This window comes from Flavobacterium sp. (genome assembly GCF_035299245.1).
GTDB lineage: Bacteria > Bacteroidota > Bacteroidia > Flavobacteriales > Flavobacteriaceae > Flavobacterium.
Map to the genome: position 1 here is coordinate 203,538 of NZ_DATGWY010000009.1, position 26,376 is coordinate 229,913.

Sequence of the window (26,376 nt, forward strand, 5' to 3'; positions counted from 1 at the left end):
AATTCATCAAAATTAAGTATTTAGTTTGTAAGAAACAATAAAGAAGGAAGTTTAAAAATGCCTAATCATTCAAAGCCGTTTTACTTCTCCAATATTGCATGCTGATGAAGACAATTACAATTGCCGAGGCCAATCCTTCAAACAATAAGCCAAAGCAATATTCGGTTACTGTCGGATTTCCGCTGAACAGAAAACCAGGTGATAAACTGTTTAGAAATGATTGTCCGCCGTTAGCATAAATGTATAGAATGAGCCCAATAAAGCTCATTACAACTCCGTTAATGGCTGTAAAACCTGCTGAAACCACATTGTGAATGTAGCCAAATTTGTTTTCGTTGAAGTTTGCTTTTATGGTTCGATATACTCCATAATACACAATAAAAACATTAAAAAACCTCAAGAGGTGATTGTCTGATAAGCCCAAAGCTTGCATTACTAAAAAATAAGCTGATATTCCTAAGAAAATCAGAAAACCGTTGGTGATTTCTTTTGATAGTTTCATTGGAGTAATAATTGAGGTTAATACTAAGATTTTGGACTATCAAAGTTAATTAAAAGATTTTCAGCAATTTAAAATTTAACAATAAATAATAAATTCCTTTAAAAATTTAACATTTGTGTTATTTTATAAATGAAGAAACAAACTGAATGGTGAAAACTTTATCTTTTTCAATTTGTTCTTTTAAATGTTCAAAGGATTCGAATTTTTTTTCTTCACGTATGAATTTCAAGACAGAAACTGTGAGTTTGGTATTGTAAATTTCTTTATCAAAATCTAAAATGTAAACCTCTACAGATTGTTTCGTTCCATCAATAGTGGGTCGAGTTCCGATGTTCATCATTCCAAAAAAATCAGTTCCTTCAATGCATATTTGAACTATATAGACTCCATTTTTTGGAAGCAATTTATACTCTTCTTCAATAGAAATGTTGGCTGTAGGAAAACCAATAGTTCGTCCTAACTGATTTCCTTTTACAACGATTCCTGTAAAATTGTAATGATAACCTAAGTAACTATTTGCAGTTTCGATGTCTCCATCATGCAATGAATTTCTTATTTTGGTTGAACTAACAGCGTTGTTGTTAATTTCTTCTGCAGATATTTGCTCTACTTCAAAATGGTATTTGATTCCAAATCCGATTAAATCATCAAGATTGGCCGAACGGTTTTTACCAAATCGATGGTCGTATCCGATGACAATCTTTTGAACGTTCAATTGATCAACTAATATTTTTTTTACAAAATCTTCGGCAGAAAGTTTTGAGAATTCCTCATCGAAAGGATGGATAATTAAATGGTCAATTCCGATAGTTTCAAACAATTTTTCCTTTTCAGATATGGTATTTAAGAGTTTAATGGAATTGTCTTGTTGAAGCACCATTCTTGGGTGTGGAAAAAAGGTCAACACTACACTTTCATAATTTTCTTCATTTGCGATTTGTGTAATTTTCTTTAAAATTTTTTGATGACCTATGTGTACACCATCAAAAGTCCCAATCGTTACGATGGTTTTGTTTTTTGAAGTAAAAGAAGCAGTAGAAAGATGAGTTTTCAAAAGTTGATTTTTTACAAAAGTAATTTTTATTTTAAAAAAAAGAGGATTGAAAATGAATTCAATCCTCTTTTTATAATTGTTAGAATAAATTATTCTTTGATAAAGCGTAATGTTTTGCTTTCTGAACCATTTGAAACAGTGATTAAATAAACACCACTGCTATAGTTAGAAGTATTTACAGTTAAATCATCAGCTGAAACAATACTTTTTTGACCAACTATTTGTCCTAAATAATTGTATACTGTAACCTCTTTAATTAATTCAATTCCATTAGGAACAGCAATGTTCAAGATGTCTTTAGTTGGGTTAGGGAAAACGTATACATCATTTAATGTTTCGAAAGTTTCATTTCCTAATGCATTAACTGTAAAGAATTTGCTTTCAGTTGTTCCAAAAGACGCTCCACTAGCAACAATAGTTGCTCCATCAGTAGATTTAATATCGTAAAAACCAGCTCCATAAGTACAGCAGATACCATCACCATAAGAATCATTGATTGTAAATGTATAACAACCTCCACTAGCTAATGTCCAGTTTTGAGTAAACAAAGCAGGTAAGCCAGTTGTGTTAGCAGTAGCGTTACCACTATAAAGTGTTGTTCCTGCTTGGTTTTTTAAGTTCCAAGTAGTTTCTGAACCGTATTGATCTCTTTGAAGTCTAAATACAAAGTTGTTAAAAGTATAGTTAGCTGGACCAGTAGGAATCTCATAGTAAGTGGTAACTTCGTTATTAGTAGCTCTTTGATCGGCAACACCATTTGCAGTTGTGATAGCAGCAGTCAAAACTCCATTTGCAGCATTTACAATAGGCATATCAAAAGTTGCAAATTTGTTAGGTGCTAAACTTCCAGACCAATTGTAGTTGTTACTTGCACCACCATCAATACTGTAAGCAATAACAGCTGAAGTTAATGTAGCAGTTCCTCTGTTGTAAATAGTAACTTTTAATGTTGCTCCTGAACCTGTTGCACAACCAGAAGAGCCAGAAGCAGAACAAACAGTCTCAAGTTTTAATTCAGCATCATTGGCAAACAAAGGGATTGGTAAGTCTTTAGTTGATGTTTTTAAAGTTACTCTTCTAGGCGCATTATTCATTATAACAGTAAAACGATCTTTTTGATTGATTGTAAAGATGTTCATACAACTATCATCAGTGTAGTCCATGTAGTTTTGAACCATTTCGTTTCCGGTGTTTGAGCAGTTTGCTACAGTTGGACACCCAAAGTTGGCAGTATGAGCAGTAGGAGTATCAGCACAATAGTCGGTTCCACAGTTAGAATCTCCCCAAATATGGCGTAATCCTAAAAAGTGTCCAACTTCGTGAGTCATTGTTCTTCCTTTGTCATAAGTAGTGTCTCCGTATAGACCAGTTGGGAAAAGAGTTCTAGAACCAAAATAAGAATAATTAGCAACAACACCATCTGTGTTTGCAGCTCCTCCAGAAGCATTTAATCCTTGTAATCCAGAGGCATTTGGAAATTGAGCATAGCCTAATAATGATCCGTCAGCAAATTGAACACTCCACATGTTCATGTATTGTGTTGGATCCCAGATAGTGGTTGGTTTTACTGTTGAGTTGATAGCATCAGTAGTCCAAGATGCTTGACAAAGATTTTGTCTGTCAATACCATTAGTTGGATTACCGTTTGGATCTACTTTTGCTAAAGCAAACTGAATCATTGTGTCAGCGCCAACTGCACTGTTGTTAAAACCTGGAGTTCCAGCCATACGTCTGAAATCTTGATTCATTACAGTGATTTGCGATTCTACTTGACCATCAGCAATATTTGGAGCAGTTCCAACGGCTTGACCATTGTGAATAACGTGAACCACAACAGGAATTGTAATAACTCCACCGCTTTCAGAACTCACGGCCTGCATCGATTTATAATGTTCAATTAAAGGAGCTAACCACTCTTCGAATTGAGCGTCAGTCATTCTTTTAGGGTCATTTTGTTGAAGGTATTGCTCGTACTCTGTAGAAGCACATCGTACTAAACCTTCAGGTGAAACATTGGTAATTTGTTTCCCGAAAACGGTTTTTGGTTTAGCTTCTTGACTATATCCTACCGATAGGAAAAGTAAAGAAAGCAAAGAAAATAAAGTAATTTTTTTCATGATTTTAGTTTGTGATAATAAAGTAAAACTTGTTATAGCTTGTAAAAATATAAAAAAAAAGCATTTAGTAAAATATAATAAGAACAAATTTTATGTTTGTCGGTTTGTTTTGATTTTTTCATCTAATTGAAAATCAGTCGTTAAATAATGATGTTATTTCTCTAATAGGGATATGAAATTGGATGTAAAATTTAAGTTTGACATTATACAAGGATAAGCAGCTTAAGTTTTGTCGTATCATTTTTTGTAATTATTTATAATTGAGGTATATTTGTTTAACTAAAAATTGAAGTAAATGAAAAAAACTATTTTTTATGCTCTCTTTTTGATTTTGATTTTTTCTACAAGTTTTGGACAAAATTCATTGTGGACAAAAACGACCGATGAAAGAGTAAATGTGTTGGAAAAGATGGATAGAATGTCAATTCCAACTAAGTACGATTTGTATGCACTTGATTTCGCTACAATGAAAAGTCAATTGTTACAAGCGCCGTTAGAAAATCTATCAGGAACATCAAATGTAATTGTAAGTTTTCCTAACGCAGATGGAGAATTGGAACGATTCAAAATTTTTGAAGCTCCAATTATGGATCAAGCTCTAGCTAATCGTTATCCAGATATAAAATCCTATTATGGTAAAGGCGTTGATGATCCATTGTCAACCATACGTTTTAGCACAACGATTTTTGGATTACACGTTATGTCTTTGTCCGGAAAATCAGGCTCTTATTTTATTGATACCTACACCAAGGACTTGAACAACTACATTGTCTATAAAAAATCAGATGTAGTAAGAACAACGGCTCATTTTAATTGTTTGGTTCAGGATGATTATGATGTGATTGCTGATAAAACTTTAGAAAATAATGCCGTTTTTGCTAGTGACGGACAGTTTAGAGTGTATCGTTTAGCAATGGCATGTACAATTGAATATGCAGCATATCATGTTACTGCTGCTGGTTTAGGCGCTGGAACTGATGCTCAAAAAAGAGCTGCAGTTTTAGCAGCAATGAATGTTACAATGACTCGTGTAAATGGTCTTTATGAACGTGACATGTCATTGCGAATGAATTTAATTGCAAATAATGACGCTATTATTTTCTTAACTACTGACAGTTTTGATAATAATAATGCTAATGTTCTTATCAATCAAAGTCAAACCGTAATTGATGGTGCTATTGGCTCCGCTAATTATGATATTGGACATACCGTTAGTACTGGTGGTGGAGGTTTAGCGCAGTTGAATTCTCCTTGTACAGCTAACAAAGCAAGAGGAATTACTGGTTCGCCTGCTCCAGTTGGAGATCCTTTTGATATTGACTATGTGGCTCACGAAATGGGACACCAATTTGGTGCTACTCACACGTTCAATAATTCTTGTGGCGGAAATATTTCGACAAGTACTTCTGTTGAGCCAGGTTCAGGAAGTACAATTATGGCGTATGCCGGAATCTGTCCTCCAAATGTTCAGTCCAATTCAGATGCTCATTTTCACGCCGTAAGTTTAGCTCAAATGGCAACTTTTGTGGCTGGAACTGGGAATTGTGCTCCAAACAATCCTAACGGAAACAATGCTCCAGTAGCTTTAGCTGGTTTGGATTATACCATTCCTTACGGAACAGCATTTATTTTAAAAGGTAATGCAACTGATGCCAATGGTGACTCGTTAACGTATTGTTGGGAACAAACTAATACACCCGTTTCTACTCAACCACCATTAGCAACCAATACTTCTGGACCAAATTTTAAATCCAATCCGCCATCACCTTCTCCTGATCGATACATGCCTGTGTTTTCTGAAGTGTTGAATGGAAATTTAACTCCAACTTGGGAAGTGGTTCCGAGTGTTCAAAGAACACTTGCTTTTGCATTGACTGTAAGGGATAATCGAACTCCAAATGGAGGTCAAACGGGTAGAGACAATATGAATGTTATTTTTGCTAACAGTGGACCATTTAGAATTTCATCACCAAGTGCAGCTAACGCATCATGGGCAATAGGTTCTACTCAAACTATTACATGGGATTTAGCCGGAACCAATGCTGCTCCAATCAACACAGCCAATGTTAAAATCTCTTATTCTACAGATGGAGGAGCTACTTTTACTACTTTAATTGCAAGTACTCCAAATGATGGTTCTGAAACAATCACGGTTCCGAATGTATCTACTACTACAGGTAGAATCATGATCGAAGCCATTGGAAATATTTACTACTGCGTTTCAAAAAATATTCTTTTTGGATATTCTTGTGATACCGCTACTGAATCGCCTGGAACAGCAATTGCAGATGGTTTAGGGGCAAATAACCCTGGAGTTGCAACTGTTAGAACATTGAATGTTTCTTCTTCTGCTACCATTAATAATATGAAAGCGATGTTCAGTTCCAATCATACTTGGATTGGTGATTTAGTGGTGAAATTAAAACACCCAGATAATACTGAAATTATTTTATGGAACAGAGGTTGTAATAATCCACAAAGAACTGGTATTAATGTAACCTTCCAAGATGGTGCTCCAGCTCCAGTTTGTGCTAGTCCAACTGTTGGAACTTGTAGTTCAAGCCAAGCGTTGAGTGCTTTTAACGGAAAACCAGCAGGTGGAGTTTGGACATTAACGGTTCAGGATTTCTATAATGGTGATACTGGAGTTGTTTCGTCTTGGGGAGTTGATTTTGGATGTACTTTGGCAAGCGAAGAGTTTGTGTCCAATGATTTCAACATCTATCCTAATCCAAATAACGGAAGCTTCTCAGTTCAGTTTAATTCTTCTACTGGTAATGATATCAAAATCAATGTTCACGATATCAGAGGTAGAGAAGTTTTCAGCCAAACCTATGCCAACACCGGATTGATTCAACAAAACCTAGAGTTGAAAAATGTTTCAAGCGGAGTGTATATGGTTACTGTTTTGGATGGAGAAACCAAAATGGTTAAGAAAATTATTGTAGAGTAATTTTAATTTTAAATAAAAGAAAAGTCCTGCTCAATCGGCAGGACTTTTTTATTGTATCGAAGCTTGAATCGTTTTGATAATTTGTGGAACTTCGTTAACTGTAAAGCTTAAATTGAAGGTGATGCTTTTATCTTTTTGAGTCAGATTAAGATTCCCATCAGTTACTTTGTAATATCCGGTTTGTCCTCGGCAAAAACAAAAACGCCCAAACAACATTTTGCTTTGTTGTAAATCATTTCCAGAGATAACTAGATTACTGTCGCTATTTTTAATTTCAAAAATGATTTCTTCTCTGTAATTACCATCTTGTAAACCCTCAGGAACGTCTCGGTTGTATTGATAAACAATGACAGAAGTTTCTTTAGAATCTACTAATTGATTGTACATTGCGCCCGTTCCATCGGTTTGGATGTTCATGCTTTTGTTTGGAAAAATTTCAATAGTGCATTTTCCATCGGTTGGACAATCGGATAGTAATGTAGTGGTTTTTGTCATTGTGCCAGCTTGATTGTCAACGGTACTTTTTTTACAACTACAAGAGTTTAAAAAAAGCGAAAGCGAAAAAAGTAATACTGTTTTCATAATACTCGATTTTAGTGAATGCAATCAAAAAGGTTGCCAATTATTTTCCGTTGAATTCATTCATGGTGTTGTTCAATCCAGCCAAAGCAAACGAATTGATGATTTCTACAGCCTTATCCAATCGTTCGGGTAGTTTGGCTTTCTCTTCTTCGTCCCATTCGCCTAAAACATAATCGACTTGTCTTCCTTTTTTGAAGTCGTCGCTGATGCCAAAACGAAAGCGAGGATATTCAGTTGAGTTCAACAAAAGCTGAATGTTTTTTAATCCGTTATGTCCGCCATCACTGCCTTTTGATTTTATACGAATGGTTCCAAAAGCCAAATTTAAATCGTCGGTAATGACTAATATATTTTCCTTGGCAATTTTTTCTTTTTCCATCCAATAGTGAACGGCTTTTCCGCTGAGGTTCATGTACGTGTTGGGTTTCAAAAGAATCAAGGTTCGCCCTTTGATTTTGTATTCGGCTACGTCGCCTAATTTGGCAGTTTGAAAAGATAAACTTTCTTTTTTGGCCAAGTGATCGAGTACTTTAAAACCAATATTGTGGCGTGTATTGACATAGTCGGCGCCGATGTTGCCCAAACCAACAATGAGAAACTTCTTCATAGGATCGATGATTTCTTTTTCTTCTTTTTTAAATAATGATGAAAACCAGTTCATGATGCAAAAGTAGTATAATTGTTAGAAATCTTAACTTTTGTGTACGACGTTTCTGTTTCTAACCCCGATTGAAGGAAATGCCGCGCATGACGGAAAGCGGGAATACGGATTACAAGAAAGCCCAAGCCTTTCGTTACAAAATAAAAAAAGCACCAGTAACAACTGATGCTTTTGTATTTGAAAAAAAATTGAATTATTTTTTCTTTTTTGCTCCTTTTTCTGCTTTTGCAGCTTCTTGAGCCGCTTTCATTGCAGCACGTGAAATTCTCACTTGAGCAACAACAGTGTTGTCTGGGTGCATTAATTTGAAATTGTTCGTTTCGATTTTCGTAACGTACAATTTGTTACCCATTTGCAATTCAGAAATGTTAGCTTCAACAAAATCAGGTAAGTTTTTAGGTAACGCTTTAACTTTAAGTCTACGTTGGTTCAAACGTAAAACACCTCCTAAAAGTACACCTGGCGATGTTCCAACCACGCTCACAGGAACTTCCATGATGATTTCTTTGTCATCACTTAATTGGAAGAAATCGATGTGATTAATTCGGTCTGAAACTGGGTGAAACTGAATGTCTTGTAAAATTGCATTGTACTTTTTACCTGCTAAAACCACTTCAACTGTGTGTGCGTTTGGAGTGTAAACCAAGTTTTTAAATGCTCTTTCATCTGCTGCAAAATGTACTGGTTGACTTCCTCCGTAAATAACGCAAGGAACCATTCCAGCATCACGTAAGGCTTTCGTTGCCTTTTTGCCTACGCTTTCTCTTTCTGATCCTTCAATCGTAATTGATTTCATTGTAAAAATATATAGTTAATAATAAAAAATTCTTCTTTTTTGCTTGTCTTTCTTCTTTCAGCGAAGCGGTCTTTCTTCTTTCTTCTACATCAAAAACTTCCCACTGATCGAGTTGTTGTTCTGTACCATGTGCATTACTTCTGCAAACAAAGGCGCACAACTCACCACTCTTATTTTTTTCGACTCTTTTTTCAACGGAATCGAATCGGTTACGATTAATTCGCTCAATTTAGAGTTTTCAATTTTTTCGTACGCATCACCCGATAAAATCGCGTGAGTACAAATGGCTCGAACACTTAAAGCGCCTTTTTCAATCATCAAATCGGCTGCTTTGGCTAAGGTTCCGCCTGTGTCAATCATGTCGTCTACCAATACCACATTTCTTCCTTTTACCTCACCAATCAACTCCATTGTGTCAATCACATTGGCTGCTTTGCGTTGTTTGTAGCAAATTACCACATCCGATTCTAAAAACTTAGAATACGCATACGCTCTTTTTGATCCACCCATATCCGGCGATGCAATGGTTAAATTTTCTAAATTCAAACTCTTAACATACGGCAAGAAAATGGTAGAAGCAAACAAGTGATCAACTGGTTTTTCGAAGAAACCTTGAATCTGATCGGCGTGTAAATCCATCGTCATGATTCGGGTTGCTCCAGCTGTTTCTAGTAGTTTTGCTACTAGTTTAGCTCCAATCGGAACACGTGGTTTGTCTTTTCGGTCTTGTCTAGCGTATCCAAAATACGGAATTACCGGAGTTATGTGTCGCGCTGATGCTCTTTTTGCCGCATCAATCATCAACAGTAGTTCCATTAAATTGTCGGCCGACGGAAACGTAGAGCAAACAATAAAAACGCGTAATCCTCGAATGGATTCTTCAAACGAAGGCTGAAATTCGCCATCACTAAATTTAGAGAACGTAACTTTACCTAGCGGAACGCCGTACTTTTCAGCAATTTGTTCGGCTAAGTGGACACTTTGGGAACAAGCAAATATTTTTGCTTCTGGTTCTTGATGTGACATTGTGTGTGTTGTTTAATCCCGATTGGTTCATCACAATTTGCTCCAGTTTTTACTCTGAAACCCGCTGTTGTAAACGTCTCGGTTGTAGTTAGTTAGTTGTGTGTCGTATTAACGAGGTGCAAATTTAGGAATAAAATCCAAGTACGAAAGGAAAATTTGTAGTATTTTTTTATGAAATGAGAAAAATTTATATAAATTTGCAGTCCTTTAAAATACCAAATGACCGGATGGCAACTATTTTAATTAATTTTTTCTAAAAATTAGCTAAATAATCATCAGGCAAAACGCCCGGATGGCGGAATTGGTAGACGCGCACGACTCAAACTCGTGTTCTTAGGAGTGTGGGTTCGATTCCCACTCCGGGTACTTTAAAAATCCTTAACAAGCTAAAATACTGCTAGTTAAGGATTTTTTGTTTTTAGAATTGTACGGTAATTGTATTGTTGGTTATTAGTCAGTTAAATTAAGTAGTTGTTTATACTCTTTTTTTAAAGTAAATTTTGAGCTTGCAATAATTAAAGCAATATTAGGAAAGGGCAAAATGCATAATACTATTAATATGCTCCATATCATCAAGTCATATTTTGAGACAAGTGAGCATAAAACTAAAGCCAAAGCTACATTAAAGATATTTAGAAAAAGAATGTAGTTATCATATTTACTCTCAATAGATAGTATTTTATAGTATCTTTTGTCTTGTAACCTCTGCTCTAAGTTTTGAGAATAAGGATTGTAGTTTTTGCTTAAGCTTTCTATTTGTGATTCAGCAGTATTTTTAAAATGGTTCTTTAAATTGTAATTTATTAGTAACATAAACGCTCCAATATATAGGCATAAGTTTTTCCTATTTTTTATTCTCTTCTTTAAATCGAGGTTATTGTTCACATCTGATTTGATGATGTTTGGAGTATTTATATTCTCTTCTTTATTTTCAGAATTTTTCATAATAAATAGTAGTTAAATAATAATATTTAAGTTATCACACGTGATAACCAACATAGCAAAAATAACACAAATTTTGAGTTGTCGTATATGATAATTTAAAATTGGAAAAAGCTCTAAGATATAAAGTAGGTAAACGCATTAAGCAAATCAGAAATGAGAAGAATATTTCTCAACAGGATTTGGCTGCTAAGTGCAACTTTGAAAAGAGCAATTTATCAAGATTGGAAGCAGGAAGGACAGACCCTAAACTTTCTACTTTAGAGAAAGTAGCTATTGGTTTAGGTGTACCAATGTATGAGTTATTTATGTTTCAAAAAGGCAAATCTGAATAATTATTATCTTCCCTAAATTCTCCATCATCTACATCATCATCATTTTCAACATTAATATCCATATTGTATAAAAGAATGTTACTCATAATATCATTATTGATAACTTTTTCATCAATTAAGAATTTGATGTAACCATATATATAAGGACTTAAGCAGTTAACTTTCTTCTTTATCATTTTTGTTCTGTCATACTCTGAATTACAATACTTCTTCATGTTGCAGTACTCTAATTCTTTGTAGCATGTACATCTTGGTTTTTCAATGTTGACTTTTTCAGGATATAGTAAACCTAAATTTACCTCTTTACAAACTATGGGATTGTTTTCAATTTCTGACCAATCCCATTTTTCTAAATTTTTTTCTACAATCTCTACACTCCAATCTATATATTGGTTTTTAGAAATAATCTTAAAATCAATATAGCTCTCAAAATCTTGAAAATCCTCTATTGTAAAAGGATAAAGTTCAAAAAGAGTATCTCTGACAAACTTTGATTTAATCTCGTGATTTAGGTCTTTAAATTTCAATTATTGATAGATTAAAGTTTAATATATAGGTTTACCAAATTAAAAAAATATCTATTAATATAATTGTTTACTATTCTATTTTTTAGGTTTACATCATAAAAGAGGTTATTTACACAAGCACACTCTTTTAATAATCTCCATTATCTGATAAACTATAAAATCCATTCTTGGTAATAATCAAGTGGTCAAGTAGCTGTATGTCTAGGATTAAAGAAGCAGATTTAATTTTCTTTGTTATTGTAATGTCTTGAAAACTTGGTTTCAACTTCCCTGATGGGTGATTGTGAGCTAAAATTATTCCTGTGGCATTACATTTTAAAGCAACTGCAAATATTAATCTTACATCTACTATGCAACCTGTTATACCTCCTTTGCTCAGAGGATATATTCCTAATATCTCATTAGAATTGTTTAAGAGAATAACTTTAAATTCTTCTTGAAGTTCAATAGTTTTCTTTGACCATGAACTTAAGATGATTTCATAAGCTTTTTGACTTGATGTTATTTTATGCTTTTGATTGTTCTTTGTTGAATAGGAAACTCTAATTTCTGCTAGTTCATTCATAAAATATAATTTTAAGTTAAGAAGTAAAAATAAGCCCATAACTCTGTAAAAGTCATGGGCAGTTTAGTTACTCTTGATGCGCAAAATGACCATTGGTTGAAAATGCATTTCCTGTAGGTGCTTTGCTCATGAAATCATCAATAGTAGTTTTACTTTTGTCTACATATTGATTAGTTGAACTCTCCTCAACAAATTCAAATCTGTGAGTAAGAGTAATGATTTCTCCAGTTTCCTTAATGGTATATTCATAAGGATCACAATTGATTTTTTCAATTTTGCCTGGCAATTCACTGCCAATTAGTGATTGGCAAGTTAATTCGTCAAAAGTTGAGGATATTGTGGCTTTCCTTGCTGTTACATAGAATTTTCCTGTTTCAGCGGATTTTACCATTTCAATTCCTCCTTGAAGTTCTAAAACAAAGAATACTTTTCCTTGTTCTGTTTGTCTTTGTTGATAGTTTACAATTCTTACCATCTTTTTAAGTTTTTGAGTTAAACATTAAAACTTTGTAAGTACAATCATAAACCTAAAGAAAACTATAACTATCACCTTATGTTTTCTCAGGCTATAAAATTTTACTTGCTAGTGATGGGTGGGGGTATTGAGATTGAGTTTTAGGTGGGGGTGTATTTGGATAGGGTAGCTAAAGCTTTTATTAAAGCACTAAAAAAAAATTTTTTGTGGATTTTTTTTAAATACCTTTACTGAAACCTCTATTAAATGAATGTAAAAAGAACTGCATATTGTCCATGTGGCAGTGGTAAAATATATAAAAAATGTTGTGCTAATATTCCTAAAAAAGACAGAGTATTTGAAGACGAACTTGTTAATTATATAAGAAATTCAAATGCTATAAGGCTTTTAGAATTTGTTTCTCATTTACAGTTAATACCTGAGAATAGCACTAAAATAATTAGATTAGAAAGGATACAACATAAGATTATTGAAAATCTCCACAATAAAAATTTTCACATCGATAATGATTATAATGTTTTCAAAAAGATTGTTGACAAATATTATCCTGACGATTACAATGAAGACCCATCAGAAAGTTGTTTTTCAGAAAACTTAATGTTTTTCAATGGAAACAATATAGTTTTTCCTGGTATAACGAGTAATGCAACAGAGGTAAATCAATTAATAATAAACACAGTATATCATAGAGAAAATGATATTTCGCAGGATTGTAAAAACCACATCAATATTGGTTGTGATTTTTCTTTACAAGTTCATGATAACATTGCAAAAAAGCTAAATATAAAGAGGTATATGTTTATTGATGATTATAGAGGTAAGATTACTTTTCCTCAAAAGCATGAGATGGATAAGCATATTGGACTTTTTACCTTTTCGAAGATAGAAATAGAGCAAAGAGCTTCAGAAATGAATTTAAAATTTAATCCAATTTTGGATTTTGTAATAAATCAAGAAGCATTGAAAAACGTGAAGCCTCATGATACTGAATTTTTAAAACATCCTTTTATTGACTTTGATGACAATTATTATTTGGCTCTTCCTTCATCTCAAATGTATAGTTTAAACGTTTTTTTAAAAGAAAGGTTTGTTCAATATAATAAAGTTGATGAATTCAAAAGAGCTCTAACTGCTATTAGTAAAGGAGAAGGCGAGCTTGTGTTTACAAAGATGGGATGGAAACATGCAATGAACTATCAAAAATTGATTGATGCTGAATTTGAAGTTTGGAAATTTGATGAAGACAAGTATGCGATAGTTAATTATATAATTGGTTCAGATAATTTGGGTAAAACTCAAAAAATTGAAAACTTTATAGATGAGAATGGAGGTGACAATCAATTCATGGTAATTACTATACACTCACCATTTGATTTAGAGAGTCCTTATGGTGTAAGGCAAGAGATAGTTAAAAATGCAAAATATCAAATGATTGTCGGATTGCAAGATTTGAAAAGAGCAATGGTTATTTGGAAATTGAAGCAACTTGATTTATGGAAGTACCTTAAGGCGAAAGAAAGGGCTGAAAGTAAAAATTTAAACCTTTCACCGGCTTTTTCTTTACTAACATATATGTCGTACTATAAGAGAAATGAAAACTCTTTTTTTCATAGCGATGACAAAAAAGTTGACTATTTGCATTTTACATTTGATATTCAAGGAAACAAGGTTATAGAATCTTTACAAAAAGAGGATAGACATCTAGCATTAATTTTTACTGATGATGGTTTGATGTATACTCCAGTTAGTAAATATGATGTACTTGCACATGCGCCAATTTATTTTTCAGATACAGTTGTAAACGGAGAATTAAAACTAATTATAGAAAAGTATGAGTTTCCAATATGGATTGTTAATAATATTGCCTATGATTGGGAGTGTAAAAATTTCTTGGATGCTATTGCTTATTGGCTAAATGAATTTTCACCAACTTTAAATTCTTTCTTTATAGGTTTACCAAACATGCCATTGACTATTAGTATATCTCTAGACGAAGGGTTTAATAATTACACTTCTGAAGATTTTTTAAAAAATAAAAAATCAAAAGTTAATTTTCAATTTACACTAAATGAAAAAATTAATCAACTTTCTATTCTTATCCCATCTGTATTAAATAATTTGATAAAAGAAAACAATAACAATGGTGAAAAAATGCTTATGCAAACTGTTTTAAAAGGTTTAACGGAGTTAATAAATGAAAACTTTAATGTAAAAATAGAAGTAGATATACAGAATATTATTGATAAACATATGTCTTCAGAAATGGCTAAAATGATTGTTGCAGGTAATACCGCTGAAAATATTAAATTAGACAATAGGTTTATTCCTAGTAGAACTTTTTTTCTTGATAAGGCCGATACATCAATTGTTTTAGAGGAAATGGTAGAGTGGATGCAAGTTGATATCCCTGAAAAAATACAAACTAGAAAAGAGAAAATTGATGTTTGTGTATTTGGGATAAATACCTTAATTGAAAAAGTAAGAGAAATTATTTCAAAGTTTGACTCCATAAGTCTATTGGAATTTGTTGCTCTTAGAAACGAGGTTTTGTTAAACGGGACATCATTCAAAAAAATTAGAACAGTGACATTTTATGAATGTTTTAAAAACTATTTGGATACATTGAATGAGTTTGTTGAAGAGGATGCAAAAAACATTAGAACAGGTTTGTGTTTGAGATGTTTGATTGAGTTTATAGTTGCAGAACCTCATTATGGAAATAGTGTTCCGAACAATGATGATGTAGATATGCTAGTTGCTCTAGTAGATGAAATAATTTTTTTAGGTACTACTAAAGATATATTGTTTTTTGAATTAGATGATCCTGAAATGGGTAAATTACCTTCAGGAAGGTTAGGGATTCAAAAAGATTATTTCAGTAAGTTAAATGAATTTTCTCTTGAGCATAAAAAAGATGAGCATTTTGAATATACTGAATCATTTACTTTTACAAAAATTATGGATGATAACCTACAAGAGGATGAGCAATACTATGAAAAAGTTGATGAAATTTTTAATATCGAATTTGGAATAGGGATTTTTAAAATTAAAGTTCTTCTTGATGAACTTGCCAAATACTGTTTTGAAGAAAAAAAATCTATATTAACCATAAAAGAGAAAGATTTTCTTAAACTTTTGAAAAGTGAATTTAAACTAACAATAGCAGAAACCGAATCTTTAATAAATAATTTTATTTTAAATTCCAGAGGAAATATAAGCATTCCGCCAAAAGGATATGATTATACAGATATTTTCCCTTGGAGATACAATAGGTCATTGTCGTATTTATTGAGACCAATAATAAAAATTAAGAATGTTGAAGGCTCAAACATGTTCATTCTTAGTGCTAGACATTTAGCTGCTGCATCTGAAAACTTCATGGCGGTATTTTTTGATGGGAGTTTAAAAGTAAATAAGGATTTAAAAAAGATTAATTCTTTGTTGGCAGAAAGAAACAACATAAAAGGAAAACACTTTAGAAACGAGGTTTGCAATTGGATGAAAGATTATACTTCTTTAGAGGTTGTACCTTATGAGTTTAAAATACCCGTTAAGGGTAATGAAAAAAACTATGGAGATGTAGATATTTTAGCTTTTGACAAGACTAAAAAAATTATTTATTCTATAGAATGCAAAAACACTAAACAAGCAAAAATCATATATGAATTTCAAAGAGATGCTAAAAACTACATAAATAAGCAACTACCTAAACATATAACTAGAAGTATTTGGTTAGAAAAAAATCTTGCTTTTTTAGGTTCAAGATTTCAATACGATTTTTTGGAGTTTAGGGTTGAATCATTATTAATATCATCTTATCAATTACCAGTTAAAATAACTGAGAATATTGAAGGAATAAAGATTATTTCATTTAATGAGATTAAAAGAAAAAAATATTTTAAGTAATATCTAAACACTAACTTGAGTTGGCGCAGAAAATTTTTGTATTAAATCTTTCAGTCTATCTAAAAGTATAGGTTTTGTTAATATATCGATGAAGTCTAACCCTTTATTTTTCAAGTTCTCTTTTACCATATTTCCAGTAAGGACAATTATCTTTTTATAATTATTTTTTAATAAGTCATCAATAACACCATACCCATCCTTATCACTATTTGAAGAGAGTTCTATATCCACAAACACTACATTGTACTGACTAACATTTTTAAAATCAGTAAAATTTTGAGATTTTTCTACATATTTTATGTCTAATTTATTATTAAAATCAAGCATGTTGACATCATTAAAGGCATCTTTAATACCTGATATTTCGTTTTCAAAAATTAGTATTTTCATCTTGATTTAAATTTAATTGTATTCTTAATGTAAAAGTTTGTTCTTCTTTATTGATTATTACCTTATTATTAATGTTTTTCCTCCTTAGCAATAACCTAATGAAATTAAGACCATGTGTCTTTCTAGCGTATATCTGATCATTATCTTTTAAATTATATAATTGCTCTATTTCCAATAATTCTGATATTTTTTTGTCGTAATCTTTTATCTTATTAGTAAAGTCTATTACTAATATATTATTAACGATAGTTATACCTACTTTATTTTTACCTTCCTCCGAATACTTACTAATATTTTCAGTTATATCTGAGAAAACAAATTCAAATAGCATTTGATTGTATTTTATTTTTTTGTTTTCAAAATTTTCAATTTCAATTACAACGTTATCAGTATTTTGAAAATGATAAACCCAATTTTTCCTTAAATCATCAATAATATCTTTTACAGAAAATGTGACGTCTTCTTGACTAATTATATTATCTACTCCTTTAATTAATACTTCTGCTTTACCAAGTATTATTTCAATCTGCTTACTATTGATATTGTTCCTCAGCCTATTTTCTATGTATTTTATTTTCTCGGGGGTATTATATTCTTCCCTTTGATTGAAATATCTATGAATTAAATCTAATGACGCTGTTATTGGACTTAATTTATTTTTAACAAAATGTAAAGCATTTTGCGCATCCAGAACGTAAGTAATTTTTTGTTTAAAAATTTTAGTTGTTTGAGTGTTGTATTCTAACAATGTATTAGAAACGTAAAACACTCTTGTTATATATTCAAAAATTGGTCTAAGTTTAGTGAGAGCAAATTCACCCAGAAATTTATTTTTACCATTCAAGGATATTAAAAAAAAATATTCTTTATCTCTTATGATATGTTTGGTCCAAAAACATGATTCGTATAAAACATTATCAATTAATACCTTGTCTTCAATTAGTGTACAAACTTTTTCAGACAATTTTTCTTGTAATTTAATGAATCCTGCTTCAGATACAATATTTTGATTTATCACAAATTTCGACCCTTTGACTAAAACTAACCTATTGTTGGACTTAATGAATAAAAATAACTCTTTGATATTCAGAAAACTTAAAGCCCTTGACTTATTGATTCCTTTTACTGCATCGTTTAAAATTCTGTGGCTAATGTTTTCATTAAAAGTATCAACATATGTCTCACCAATTGAATTAATAATTTGCTCATTAAGACGAAGAAAACTGTTTCGAATTGTGTAGATAAAGTTAAATAAATAAAATAATAATGGAATCAGTTGGTGAGTTAAATTAAATTTAAAATTATCAAGAATTAACAAATCTAAATGAAAGAAAAATATGAAATATAAAATGTTCCCATTTTTATTAGAATGATTCTGAATGTTAGATAATAAAAGTATGAATGGCAGATAATTTAATAAAATTCCTATATTCTTTCCCTGTAAGCAAATTGTTATTAAAGTCAAGTCAAAAACCAGTCTTAATATACCTCTATACTTTATCCAACAATATTTGTAATTTATAATTTGTATTACTATGTAGCCCAAAAAGAATAGAAAATAAGTCTCCTTAGTATATAAATTTTTATTAAAAAACAGTATTATGATTAAACAAAGCACAAGAACCAATCTTAACACAAACGAGTTAATCTTTCTTATATCGTAATCAATATCACTTATTGTCATATCATGAAAGTTTAATTTTATTTAATAATTCCTTTATCAAAACATTAACCAATATTAAAACAAAGAAAACCTTCAATATTACGAGTAGGAGAACTCCAAAAAAATTATATGGCTTAATATCCATCTTATTGTCAAAGTCAAACAAGTAAAGCAGTATGTTACCTATCTCATTCCAAAATTTTGAAGAACTTATTGTAATTCTTTTTATTTCTAGTAATTGAAAGCAATCAAAATAAGCAGGAAGGAATATGAGATAACAAATGAATAAGTAGGAAAGTATTGAAAGTATTAATGTATATAAATTGTATGAGGTAGCTTTATAGAGTAATTTAAAAAAATGATATATAACTCTTTTAAGCTTTTTAATAGATTCTAAACAACATTTCATTTCTAGAATAGCTAATTCTTGTAGCCATTTTTTAGCTTCATCTTCATTTCCTTTTTTCGCAAGTGTCTTAATCAAATATTGTATAAGTTCTCTTTGTTGGAAACAATCAAATCCGCTAATTATAGTTGAAACTGTTTCAATTGATAAACTATTATAATTATATCCTTTTAAGTGAAATGTTTCCGAATACAGTTCAAATATTATTTTTAGATCTTTAAAGCCATCTGAATTGAGATAATTAGGATTCAACCTTTTATTTCTCTGAAAAGCAGTAAACAAAGAGTTAAATTGGGCATCTACCACCTCTATTCTCTCTCTAATTTCATTTCTATTTGAAGTAGTGCTGTTTGTCATAATGTAAATTATTGTTAAAAATAATAATTTTATCCTTAAATAAGATACTAAGACTAAAAATAGTATTTGTAGATTAACTTTAATTAAAAAGCCCAGACTTAGGTTAGTCTGAGCTTTTATTAACTCAAAAACCAAGCATAGTCAGAATTACTATCACTCAGTGCTTTTGAAACACCTTTAGCAAGTTCAAAGGCATTAACTCCTCTGTTAAGGAATGTATCTAGGTATGAAGACTTATTTGAACCTGTAAGAAGATTGTAAAACTCCCACATGCTGATTTGACCATTGGCATCTCTACAGAAGCTTTCATCTTGATAATAGTCTTTGGCTATGGTTGAGAAATGGCTATCATTTAGTAGTAATTCTGGCAGTAATGATTTTTCATTTTTAGGTAGGTACTGATATAGCCTTCCTTTACCAATTAATTGAGCAAAATCTCTCTCACTAAGGGAATAGTTCAATAGTTCTTTCATAGCTTCAAGGTGCTTTGCCGCATTGTAATTTCTGATTACAGACATTATTTTATCCTCTAGGTCTGTGCAGTTCATTGCTCTAATTTCACTCTGAAAACCATCTGTATTGATGCACAGGTTACAGCATACCATATTTTGAAAACCTACAAAAAACTTGAACTTTTCATAGGTTTTTTTGTTGTAGAGGTTTTCCAAATTATAGGCTCTAACTCCACCTACAGTTAATGATAGCCTATTACCATTGATGTTTTCCGAAATACTAGGAATCCTGATAATAAAAGCCATCCTTTCATAGTAGGTTGTCCTTTGATGGTCTTGCAAATCTTTAGCAGGAATATGTAAAGCATCAGGAGTTCTACCTTTAATTTGATGACTAACCCTTATTTCAGGAGAATCAAACTGTTCATTACCAAAGATTGTTTTTAAGCTTGATAAAGCTGTTTCAATAAACTCTTGATGAGAAATTGTTATTTCATTGTCTTTGGTAAATACAGGAATAACACATTGCTCTTTTAAATAAGAAAGGCTAATCTCTTCTGAGTTAGCCTGTATAAAAGGAGTCTTTGATGTATTTGTGTTTGATTCGTGAATACCTATAGGTATAAAGTTATTATTATCTATAGGTATATGCGTTTCTTGCTCATTTTTAATGGGGATAAGTGCCATTTCCATTGGTTGATATATTAGAGGTTAATTTATTTAGGAGGTCTCTTTTTGAAACAAAATCTTGCTCAATTGTTTTAGCTAAATCCAAGTTTGTGTTATACAAATCAGTAAGCTCCTTGATGTTATTACATTCAGAAATCTTAATCTGAAGTTCTCCTCTTGTCATAGTACTATTACACCAATCTAAGATTTTCTTTCCTGTATTGGAGTTGATAATGAATTGAGGTTTACCTTCAAACAATAAAGTTCTATCTTTAGATGATACAGCAAAATGTTTACTGTCTATATCAAAAACTATAGTAAACTCATAGCTGATTTCATCTCTCTGAATAGCTTTTAAGCCAACTTTTTCAGGAACCATTTTACCATTTCTTTCACTCAATACATAATCTTGTTTTACTCGCATTGTAGCTATGAAGTGTACCTCGCTTTGTAAAATCTTATCTACAAAAGCTTTTTCCAAAGGTTTTATCTTAGCCCAATTTGTGAAAGAGTTTCCTTGAAGGCTAGCGTGGTAGTCTAACAGGTAATCCCAGCAGTGGGAGATACTGTCTAAAATAATGACTTCCATACCTGCTTTCATACATACATCAATTGCTTCAATGTATCTTTCAGGTGAATGTGGATTGTCAAGTTTAAGAACATTGTAATTACCTAAATGGGAATAGAGGTTGCTACTTCCACTTTCACTATCTATAATAGCTACTTTTGACAAATTTCCATTTGTCAAACCTTGTGCTAATAATAAAGCACTCATTGTTTTTCCTGAACCACTTGGTCCTTGAAGTGCCATTTTAATCTTGGCTTTTTTTCTTTCTGATTTTTTTAATTCCATATTGATTTTTCTTTTTTAGGTTTTTAATAATTTTTGAAAGCCATCAATGGAAATCCCCTAATAAAAGAGAAACACTTTTGTAATTATTTTTTTATATTCATATAAGATTATATGTATATTATACAATTATCAGCGGATTTCCTCCTATGTAAAAAGGGAGTGAAAAACTCCCTTTTTACAGTATGCATTTATTTTTTTATCTATTATTGACTTCTTCATTTTCTAAAGCGGGTTTGAGATACTCTGAAATTTTCTCTGTCATATCTAAGACAAACTCTGTTTTGAAAATTTCGGGTATAACTTCAACTATTTTTTTTGCTTTCATTTTGTAAAAAGTAACTTGTGAAGGACCAGTTTTTATAGAGCTTGTTATTATCTCGGTTTCCAAAAACCCCATACTGTTGAACTTTTTGATTATGGATTTTGCCCTGTCTTTACTTATTCCGAGTTCTTGTTGAAGCTCACTAAAGGAATAAAAAAATTTTTTATAGCCAAACCGCCTAAACTTGATTATCAAGGTTTCAAAAAACACTCTCTCATCACAATTAATTTTGGTGCTATCATACTTCTGAAATGTCAAAAGGCGTAACCCGAAAATTGGGTCATAATCAAATACTAAATAGTTTAAGGCCTCACTATAATCTGTCATTTCATAATTTTTATTCATGATGACTTTTGCGCCAGCATTTAGTAAAGGAGTATAGTCTTGACCATCTCTAGGTTTTTTGTAAATAGGAAGAAGAGCATATTTTACAGTACTACCATCTTCAAAGTTTTCACTAAATGTTAGATTGAGGTCATAAAGAGGTATGTCATCCCCAAATTCATATTCTTCCTCTTCTTCCTCTTCCTCCTCCAAATAGGGTTGGTTTAAAGTTTCTTCATCACTTTCACTAATTTTACTTTTATTGGTGTTATGCTTTACCATTTCATCATCAGATGTAAATCCGTAGTTTAATAGTTCATCCATGATTAGTTTTTTAATAGGGTTAAACACTCCAAAACTTCACTCTTTTTATAGTATCTTTTATTACCAATACCATAGCATTTAAGTTTGCCTTCTTTTGTCCAATACCATAAAGTAGTTGAATCAATTTTTAGAAAGCGAAATGTTTCTTCTCGGGTTAGAAGAGTTTCATCATCTTTCTTTTTTAGAGCTTCATAGATACCATCTAATTGTTCTTTGATTATTGACACAATAATATCCTTGAATTGATTTATGTCAATATTTTGTACATTAACTGTATTCATGTTTATAATTTTTTAAATTTTAAACAAAATTCTTGATGCAGTCATTGACTTAGCTCTACGATATTGAAGAGTTTACTCTACGAAGTTTATTTTTTTTTAAAAGTTAATTCAAAAAGGGAGTTAAAGTTTGTTTCCCTAAGTGGGGATTTTGATAAATTATAGGTTTTTAAACTACTATTTATTTCTAGGTGTAATGGATATTCTGAAATATAAGTTTTAAAATTTTCAGGTTTTATGTGCTGATGGATGAGCTTCATATCATACATTTTTCTGTAAATAAAGCTAACTTCTACAAGTTTGTTTTTTGTTGATGCAATGTACTCATCATAGTATCTCATAAACAATTCTTGAGCTTTTTCGCATATAAAGACGTGAGTTTCATTTTTTGTTATTAAGTAATCAGGTTTCAAACTAACTTTTTCATTTAAGAATTTAGTTTTTTCTTTTTCTTGATTTAATATGATCCTCTTAAGTTCAGGGTGAATTAGATCAAGAAGGTTAGAATTAGAATTTGATTTAATTGAATTTAAGTTTAGTCCTAAGAAATCTGAAATTGACTTATCAACATCATCATAGTTATTTAAAAACTCTTCGCTTCTATCATTAAAAGTGTTTATAAACACCCTAGCACTACAGAAACCCCAATAGTAATTTTCTTGCTTACTAGTTTGATATAGTTCTGAAAAGAGTAGCTTAATATTAAGTCTAATTTCTTCTAGGATAATCTCTTTATGTTTTTCATCATTGAAATAATTCATATGAGAAGTATCACTACTTTTAAACTCTTTAGAATTCCTGTAAACAAATAAGCCAGAAGTTATTTCAGAATACTTTTCAAATTCTTCAAATAATTCTTTCTCTAATACTTTTGACTTCATTTCAATAAAAATAATTTGATAATGACTTAGCTCTATCTGTTTGACTCTTTCCAATATAGTTTAAAAACATCTTTTCAGATTGATGTCCTGTAGCACTCATTATTAGAGGTGTTGGGATGATACCATAAAAATTTGTAGCAAATGACCTTCTACCAATGTGAGAAGTAATAAGCTCATATTTTGGATATACTTTTTTTACTTTTCTATTAATTTTTGCCTCTAATTTTGAACCATTAACTGATTCTGTTATACCAGCCTTTTGTACTACAAGTTTAATGTATTTATTGTACTTTACATCTGAAATTCCTCTTGGGAAATCACCATTTCTCTTATTGAGAATTTTAATTACCTCTGGATGCAAAGGTAACGCAATATTTTGGTTTGTCTTTTTTTGAGTGAACTCTATGTAAGTAACTGTTTTTTCTCCTTCTTCAATTTCACTTCTTGTTTTAGTCTTATCAAACAACATAAAGTCAGAAACTCTTTGACCTGTATAGCAGCTTATAACTAACCAATCTCTAGCATTGTCTAAGAAGTCAGGTAAATTTTCAAGTTCAGATATTTTTTTTATTTCTTCAAAGTTCAGATAGATAATGCTGTTTTTCTCTTTTTTTAGTGACCAGTTAAAGATTTCTTCGTTAACATTTAATGAAGTTTTAGCATGTCTGCAAATGGTCTTTATGTTGGTAAAATCCACCAAAATAGTATTTTGATTATACTTTAGGTCTATAAGAAATCTTTTAAACAGGTTTAACTCAGTATTGTCTATAGATTCAATAGCTAATTTTCTTTTTAAACTTTCTTCGTATTTCGCAATTTTATTTTTTGTTGTAACCAACTTCTTTTTAGTGTTCCTGTTAGTTATGAGTAATTCAATATAATAGTCAAAGTATTCAGTTATGAAAATAGGTGTTTTGGGTTTGGATTCAATAGGATTGTAAAATGTTTCAATTTGGTATTCAAGCCAATCTTTAGTTATTAGCTCAATATTTGTAGAGTTAAATTTGTTTAGAACATGTGAAGTTAAGTCATTCATTGCCTTTCTTAACCTTGATTGTTCATTTAGTAGATTTATATCCTTTAGGTTTTTATGGTTTAGGTGTTTAGTCCAAAACAATTTCTCAATCATAATTTTTGAGTTAGCACCTATTACAATGTCTTTACCCATATACCTAAACAATAGTCTTATGTTTAATTCTGCATTATTCTTGGTTGACCTGTATAGAAAATTAATTGTAGCCATAAGTAATTTGTATTAATCAATACAAAGCTAATTTCTGTACAGTTCTTGTACGGCAGTGTTCAAATCAGTTAAATCTAGTTCAAAAGCTAAAGGGTAAAATAAGTAGTCTTAGACCTTATGAAGTATTGAAAATATTGAAAGTTTCATTACTTTTAGAGGTTTCACGTCAAGTTGCTTTTTGTATAGAAAAGATTCCCACTCCGGGTACAAAACCTCTCAGAAATGTGAGGTTTTTTTATTTCAAAATTCAAAATTCATCGTTTGTTGTTCAACATTTTTTTGAATGCTGAAGTTTTCATCACAACACAAACTCCACTCGTGTTCCGACAGCATTTTTATTCTCGTCGTACAAATCAATAAAAGTAAATTGGTAATTGGAATGGTTTTTTTGGTTGAAGTGACTGATGCGCTCGTTGGTGAATTGCAGTCCGAGTGATTCTCTTTTGTATGATTTTTTGGCAACATTTTCTTGAGCACGTTTACGCCCGATGCCATTGTCAGTGATCGATAATTTGGTGGTATTTTTTTCTTGCGAAACGTCAATAGTAATGGTTTTTTCACCTTCTTTCAACATCAATCCGTGCCACAATGCATTTTCAATAAACGGTTGTAAAATCAGCGCCGGAACCTTAATTGACGCTAAATTCAAATTATTTCGATTCACAGTGAAATCAATTTTTTGATCAAAACGGATGTTTTCAATGCTCATGTAGAGTTCAATGATTTCGAGTTCTTCTTCCAATGAAATGCTATCAGTACGTGAACTTTCAAGTATTTTTCGAATCAATTTAGAAAATTTGTTCAAATAGTACACCGCTTTTTCTTTATCGTTTTCAATCAGATACACTTTAATCGAATTCAGCGCATTGAAAATAAAATGCGGATTCATCTGACTGCGCAGCGATTCTAATTTTAAAAGCGAAATTTCGTTTTCAAAACTCAGTCGCAATGAGTTCAACTTTTCATCTTCTGATTTTTGTAAAGCCAGTTTTAGCTCGCCTACTTTTTCGGCCAATTCTTTTTCTAATTCTTTTTGATGATTTTCTCTAAGTAATTGGTTCTCTCTTTGCTCTTCAATAATACGTTGCTGGGCGTTCATTTTTTCATCGTAAATCAATTTCACTTTATAACCCAAACCTAAAATAAACACGATCGATTCGAGTATGATTCCGATGTAAAAGAAATTCAAAGGTTCGGTTCCACTCGCATGAGCATACGAATCATAAAGAGAATAGTAAGCGAAGAAATTGTAAAAAATAACACCAACCACAATAAAATAACCCAATTTGTTAGGGATTTTTAACGAGATGTACAACGCATAAATCACAAAAACCGACATCGACGGAATAAAAACGAAGAAAAAATAATGGTTAAAAACAGGATGATTTTGGGTGAATATGGTGTAGGCGAAAAGCACCGAAGCAATCGAAACTTGGATGATCAGAAAACGATGAAGGAGTTTGTCGAATTTTGGAAAATGCACTTTCATATCAAGAAAGGCGCGGTAAAACATAAACAACATTGAGTTGTAAATAACTTGCGAAAACCAATTGTAAGAAGCAAACGGACTGTTGGTTAATGGTTTTACGATTTCTTCAATATGAAAAGGAGTTTTGGTAAAAACATACGTCAATAAAAAGAAATTATACAATCCGTAATACAAAAAACTTTTTTGTTTCGATTGCATATAAATCAACATACAGAGCAAAAAATAAATTGCCAATCCCGAAGTCACAAAACTCCACAGCATGTAATATGTTTTGCTTAAAATTA

At 31.3% G+C, this 26,376-nt stretch carries 24 protein-coding genes and 1 tRNA gene; 4 read left to right on the top strand and 21 right to left on the bottom strand.

Annotated elements, in window-relative coordinates:
- Positions 1-61 precede the first annotated feature (61 nt).
- From VK161_RS07050 to VK161_RS07060, 3 genes are all read right to left on the bottom strand, one after another.
- Positions 62-502: a hypothetical protein gene (locus VK161_RS07050; protein ID WP_324214063.1), complete on the bottom strand. Its 441-nt coding sequence runs from the start codon at positions 500-502 to the stop codon at positions 62-64.
- 118 nt (positions 503-620) lie between these two features.
- Positions 621-1,556 (bottom strand): bifunctional riboflavin kinase/FAD synthetase, encoded by a 936-nt coding sequence (locus VK161_RS07055; protein ID WP_324214064.1) that lies wholly within the window; start codon positions 1,554-1,556, stop codon positions 621-623.
- Positions 1,557-1,645: 89 nt separating this feature from the next.
- Positions 1,646-3,673: a M43 family zinc metalloprotease gene (locus VK161_RS07060; protein WP_324214065.1), complete on the bottom strand. Its 2,028-nt coding sequence runs from the start codon at positions 3,671-3,673 to the stop codon at positions 1,646-1,648.
- Positions 3,674-3,968: 295 nt separating this feature from the next.
- On the opposite strand from VK161_RS07060, the gene VK161_RS07065 reads away from it, so the two are divergent.
- Positions 3,969-6,626, top strand: a complete 2,658-nt coding sequence (locus VK161_RS07065) for a reprolysin-like metallopeptidase (RefSeq protein ID WP_324214066.1) — start codon at positions 3,969-3,971, stop codon at positions 6,624-6,626.
- A gap of 48 nt (positions 6,627-6,674) precedes the next feature.
- Here the strand turns inward: VK161_RS07065 and VK161_RS07070 are convergent, their stop codons facing one another.
- From VK161_RS07070 to VK161_RS07085, 4 genes are all read right to left on the bottom strand, one after another.
- Entirely contained in the window at positions 6,675-7,208 is a 534-nt protein-coding gene (locus VK161_RS07070) for a hypothetical protein (RefSeq protein WP_324214067.1), read from the bottom strand.
- Positions 7,209-7,248: 40 nt separating this feature from the next.
- Positions 7,249-7,869, bottom strand: a complete 621-nt coding sequence (pth, locus tag VK161_RS07075; protein ID WP_324214068.1) for an aminoacyl-tRNA hydrolase — start codon at positions 7,867-7,869, stop codon at positions 7,249-7,251.
- Positions 7,870-8,062: 193 nt separating this feature from the next.
- Entirely contained in the window at positions 8,063-8,665 is a 603-nt protein-coding gene (locus tag VK161_RS07080; protein WP_324214069.1) for a 50S ribosomal protein L25/general stress protein Ctc, read from the bottom strand.
- Positions 8,666-8,749: 84 nt separating this feature from the next.
- Positions 8,750-9,691, bottom strand: a complete 942-nt coding sequence (locus tag VK161_RS07085) for a ribose-phosphate pyrophosphokinase (protein ID WP_324214070.1) — start codon at positions 9,689-9,691, stop codon at positions 8,750-8,752.
- A 286-nt stretch (positions 9,692-9,977) separates the two neighbouring features.
- Between VK161_RS07085 and VK161_RS07090 the strand changes: the two genes are divergently transcribed.
- A tRNA-Leu gene (locus VK161_RS07090) sits at positions 9,978-10,057 on the top strand.
- Positions 10,058-10,141: 84 nt separating this feature from the next.
- Here the strand turns inward: VK161_RS07090 and VK161_RS07095 are convergent.
- Positions 10,142-10,636 carry a hypothetical protein gene (locus VK161_RS07095; RefSeq protein ID WP_324214071.1) on the bottom strand — a complete coding sequence of 165 codons (495 nt, stop codon included), beginning with the start codon at positions 10,634-10,636 and terminating at the stop codon, positions 10,142-10,144.
- Positions 10,637-10,737: 101 nt separating this feature from the next.
- On the opposite strand from VK161_RS07095, the gene VK161_RS07100 reads away from it, so the two are divergent.
- Positions 10,738-10,968, top strand: coding sequence for a helix-turn-helix transcriptional regulator (locus tag VK161_RS07100; protein WP_324214072.1), 231 nt, complete (start codon positions 10,738-10,740; stop codon positions 10,966-10,968).
- On the opposite strand, the gene VK161_RS07105 is transcribed toward VK161_RS07100, so the two are convergent.
- The 3 genes from VK161_RS07105 to VK161_RS07115 form a co-directional block, all read right to left on the bottom strand.
- Complete coding sequence (locus tag VK161_RS07105; RefSeq protein ID WP_324214073.1) at positions 10,947-11,495, bottom strand: hypothetical protein; 549 nt, start codon at positions 11,493-11,495, stop codon at positions 10,947-10,949. The two genes, VK161_RS07100 and VK161_RS07105, sit on opposite strands and share 22 nt — an antisense overlap.
- Before the next feature lie 127 nt (positions 11,496-11,622).
- A complete protein-coding gene (locus VK161_RS07110) occupies positions 11,623-12,060 on the bottom strand; it encodes a JAB domain-containing protein (protein WP_324214074.1) in 438 nt (145 codons plus the stop codon).
- A gap of 67 nt (positions 12,061-12,127) precedes the next feature.
- A complete protein-coding gene (locus VK161_RS07115) occupies positions 12,128-12,535 on the bottom strand; it encodes a hypothetical protein (RefSeq protein WP_324214075.1) in 408 nt (135 codons plus the stop codon).
- A gap of 246 nt (positions 12,536-12,781) precedes the next feature.
- Between VK161_RS07115 and VK161_RS07120 the strand changes: the two genes are divergently transcribed.
- Positions 12,782-16,441, top strand: a complete 3,660-nt coding sequence (locus VK161_RS07120) for an SEC-C domain-containing protein (RefSeq protein WP_324214076.1) — start codon at positions 12,782-12,784, stop codon at positions 16,439-16,441.
- 3 nt (positions 16,442-16,444) lie between these two features.
- Here the strand turns inward: VK161_RS07120 and VK161_RS07125 are convergent, their stop codons facing one another.
- The 10 genes from VK161_RS07125 to VK161_RS07170 all read right to left on the bottom strand — a co-directional run bounded on the left by VK161_RS07125 (position 16,445) and on the right by VK161_RS07170 (position 26,353).
- Positions 16,445-16,831, bottom strand: a complete 387-nt coding sequence (locus VK161_RS07125; protein ID WP_324214077.1) for a hypothetical protein — start codon at positions 16,829-16,831, stop codon at positions 16,445-16,447.
- Positions 16,812-18,515 (bottom strand): hypothetical protein, encoded by a 1,704-nt coding sequence (locus tag VK161_RS07130; protein WP_324214078.1) that lies wholly within the window; start codon positions 18,513-18,515, stop codon positions 16,812-16,814. Before VK161_RS07130 ends, VK161_RS07125 begins: the two co-directional genes overlap by 20 nt.
- A gap of 1 nt (position 18,516) precedes the next feature.
- Positions 18,517-19,257, bottom strand: a complete 741-nt coding sequence (locus VK161_RS07135; RefSeq protein ID WP_324214079.1) for a hypothetical protein — start codon at positions 19,255-19,257, stop codon at positions 18,517-18,519.
- Between the two features lie 119 nt (positions 19,258-19,376).
- On the bottom strand, positions 19,377-20,402 hold the full coding sequence (locus VK161_RS07140; RefSeq protein ID WP_324214080.1) for a DUF3871 family protein: 1,026 nt from the start codon (positions 20,400-20,402) through the stop codon (positions 19,377-19,379).
- A complete protein-coding gene (locus tag VK161_RS07145; RefSeq protein ID WP_324214081.1) occupies positions 20,377-21,231 on the bottom strand; it encodes an AAA family ATPase in 855 nt (284 codons plus the stop codon). The genes VK161_RS07140 and VK161_RS07145 overlap by 26 nt, the downstream gene beginning before the upstream one ends.
- A 196-nt stretch (positions 21,232-21,427) precedes the next feature.
- Positions 21,428-22,201 (bottom strand): hypothetical protein, encoded by a 774-nt coding sequence (locus VK161_RS07150; RefSeq protein ID WP_324214082.1) that lies wholly within the window; start codon positions 22,199-22,201, stop codon positions 21,428-21,430.
- Between the two features lie 2 nt (positions 22,202-22,203).
- Positions 22,204-22,482 (bottom strand): helix-turn-helix domain-containing protein, encoded by a 279-nt coding sequence (locus tag VK161_RS07155; RefSeq protein WP_324214083.1) that lies wholly within the window; start codon positions 22,480-22,482, stop codon positions 22,204-22,206.
- Positions 22,483-22,568: 86 nt separating this feature from the next.
- Positions 22,569-23,360, bottom strand: coding sequence for a hypothetical protein (locus VK161_RS07160; protein ID WP_324214084.1), 792 nt, complete (start codon positions 23,358-23,360; stop codon positions 22,569-22,571).
- Between the two features lies 1 nt (position 23,361).
- Positions 23,362-24,603 carry a phage integrase SAM-like domain-containing protein gene (locus tag VK161_RS07165; RefSeq protein WP_324214085.1) on the bottom strand — a complete coding sequence of 414 codons (1,242 nt, stop codon included), beginning with the start codon at positions 24,601-24,603 and terminating at the stop codon, positions 23,362-23,364.
- A 298-nt stretch (positions 24,604-24,901) separates the two neighbouring features.
- The gene (locus tag VK161_RS07170; RefSeq protein ID WP_324214086.1) at positions 24,902-26,353 is read right to left on the bottom strand and encodes a sensor histidine kinase; all 1,452 of its coding nucleotides are present in this window, start codon (positions 26,351-26,353) and stop codon (positions 24,902-24,904) included.
- Positions 26,354-26,376: the final 23 nt, after the last annotated feature.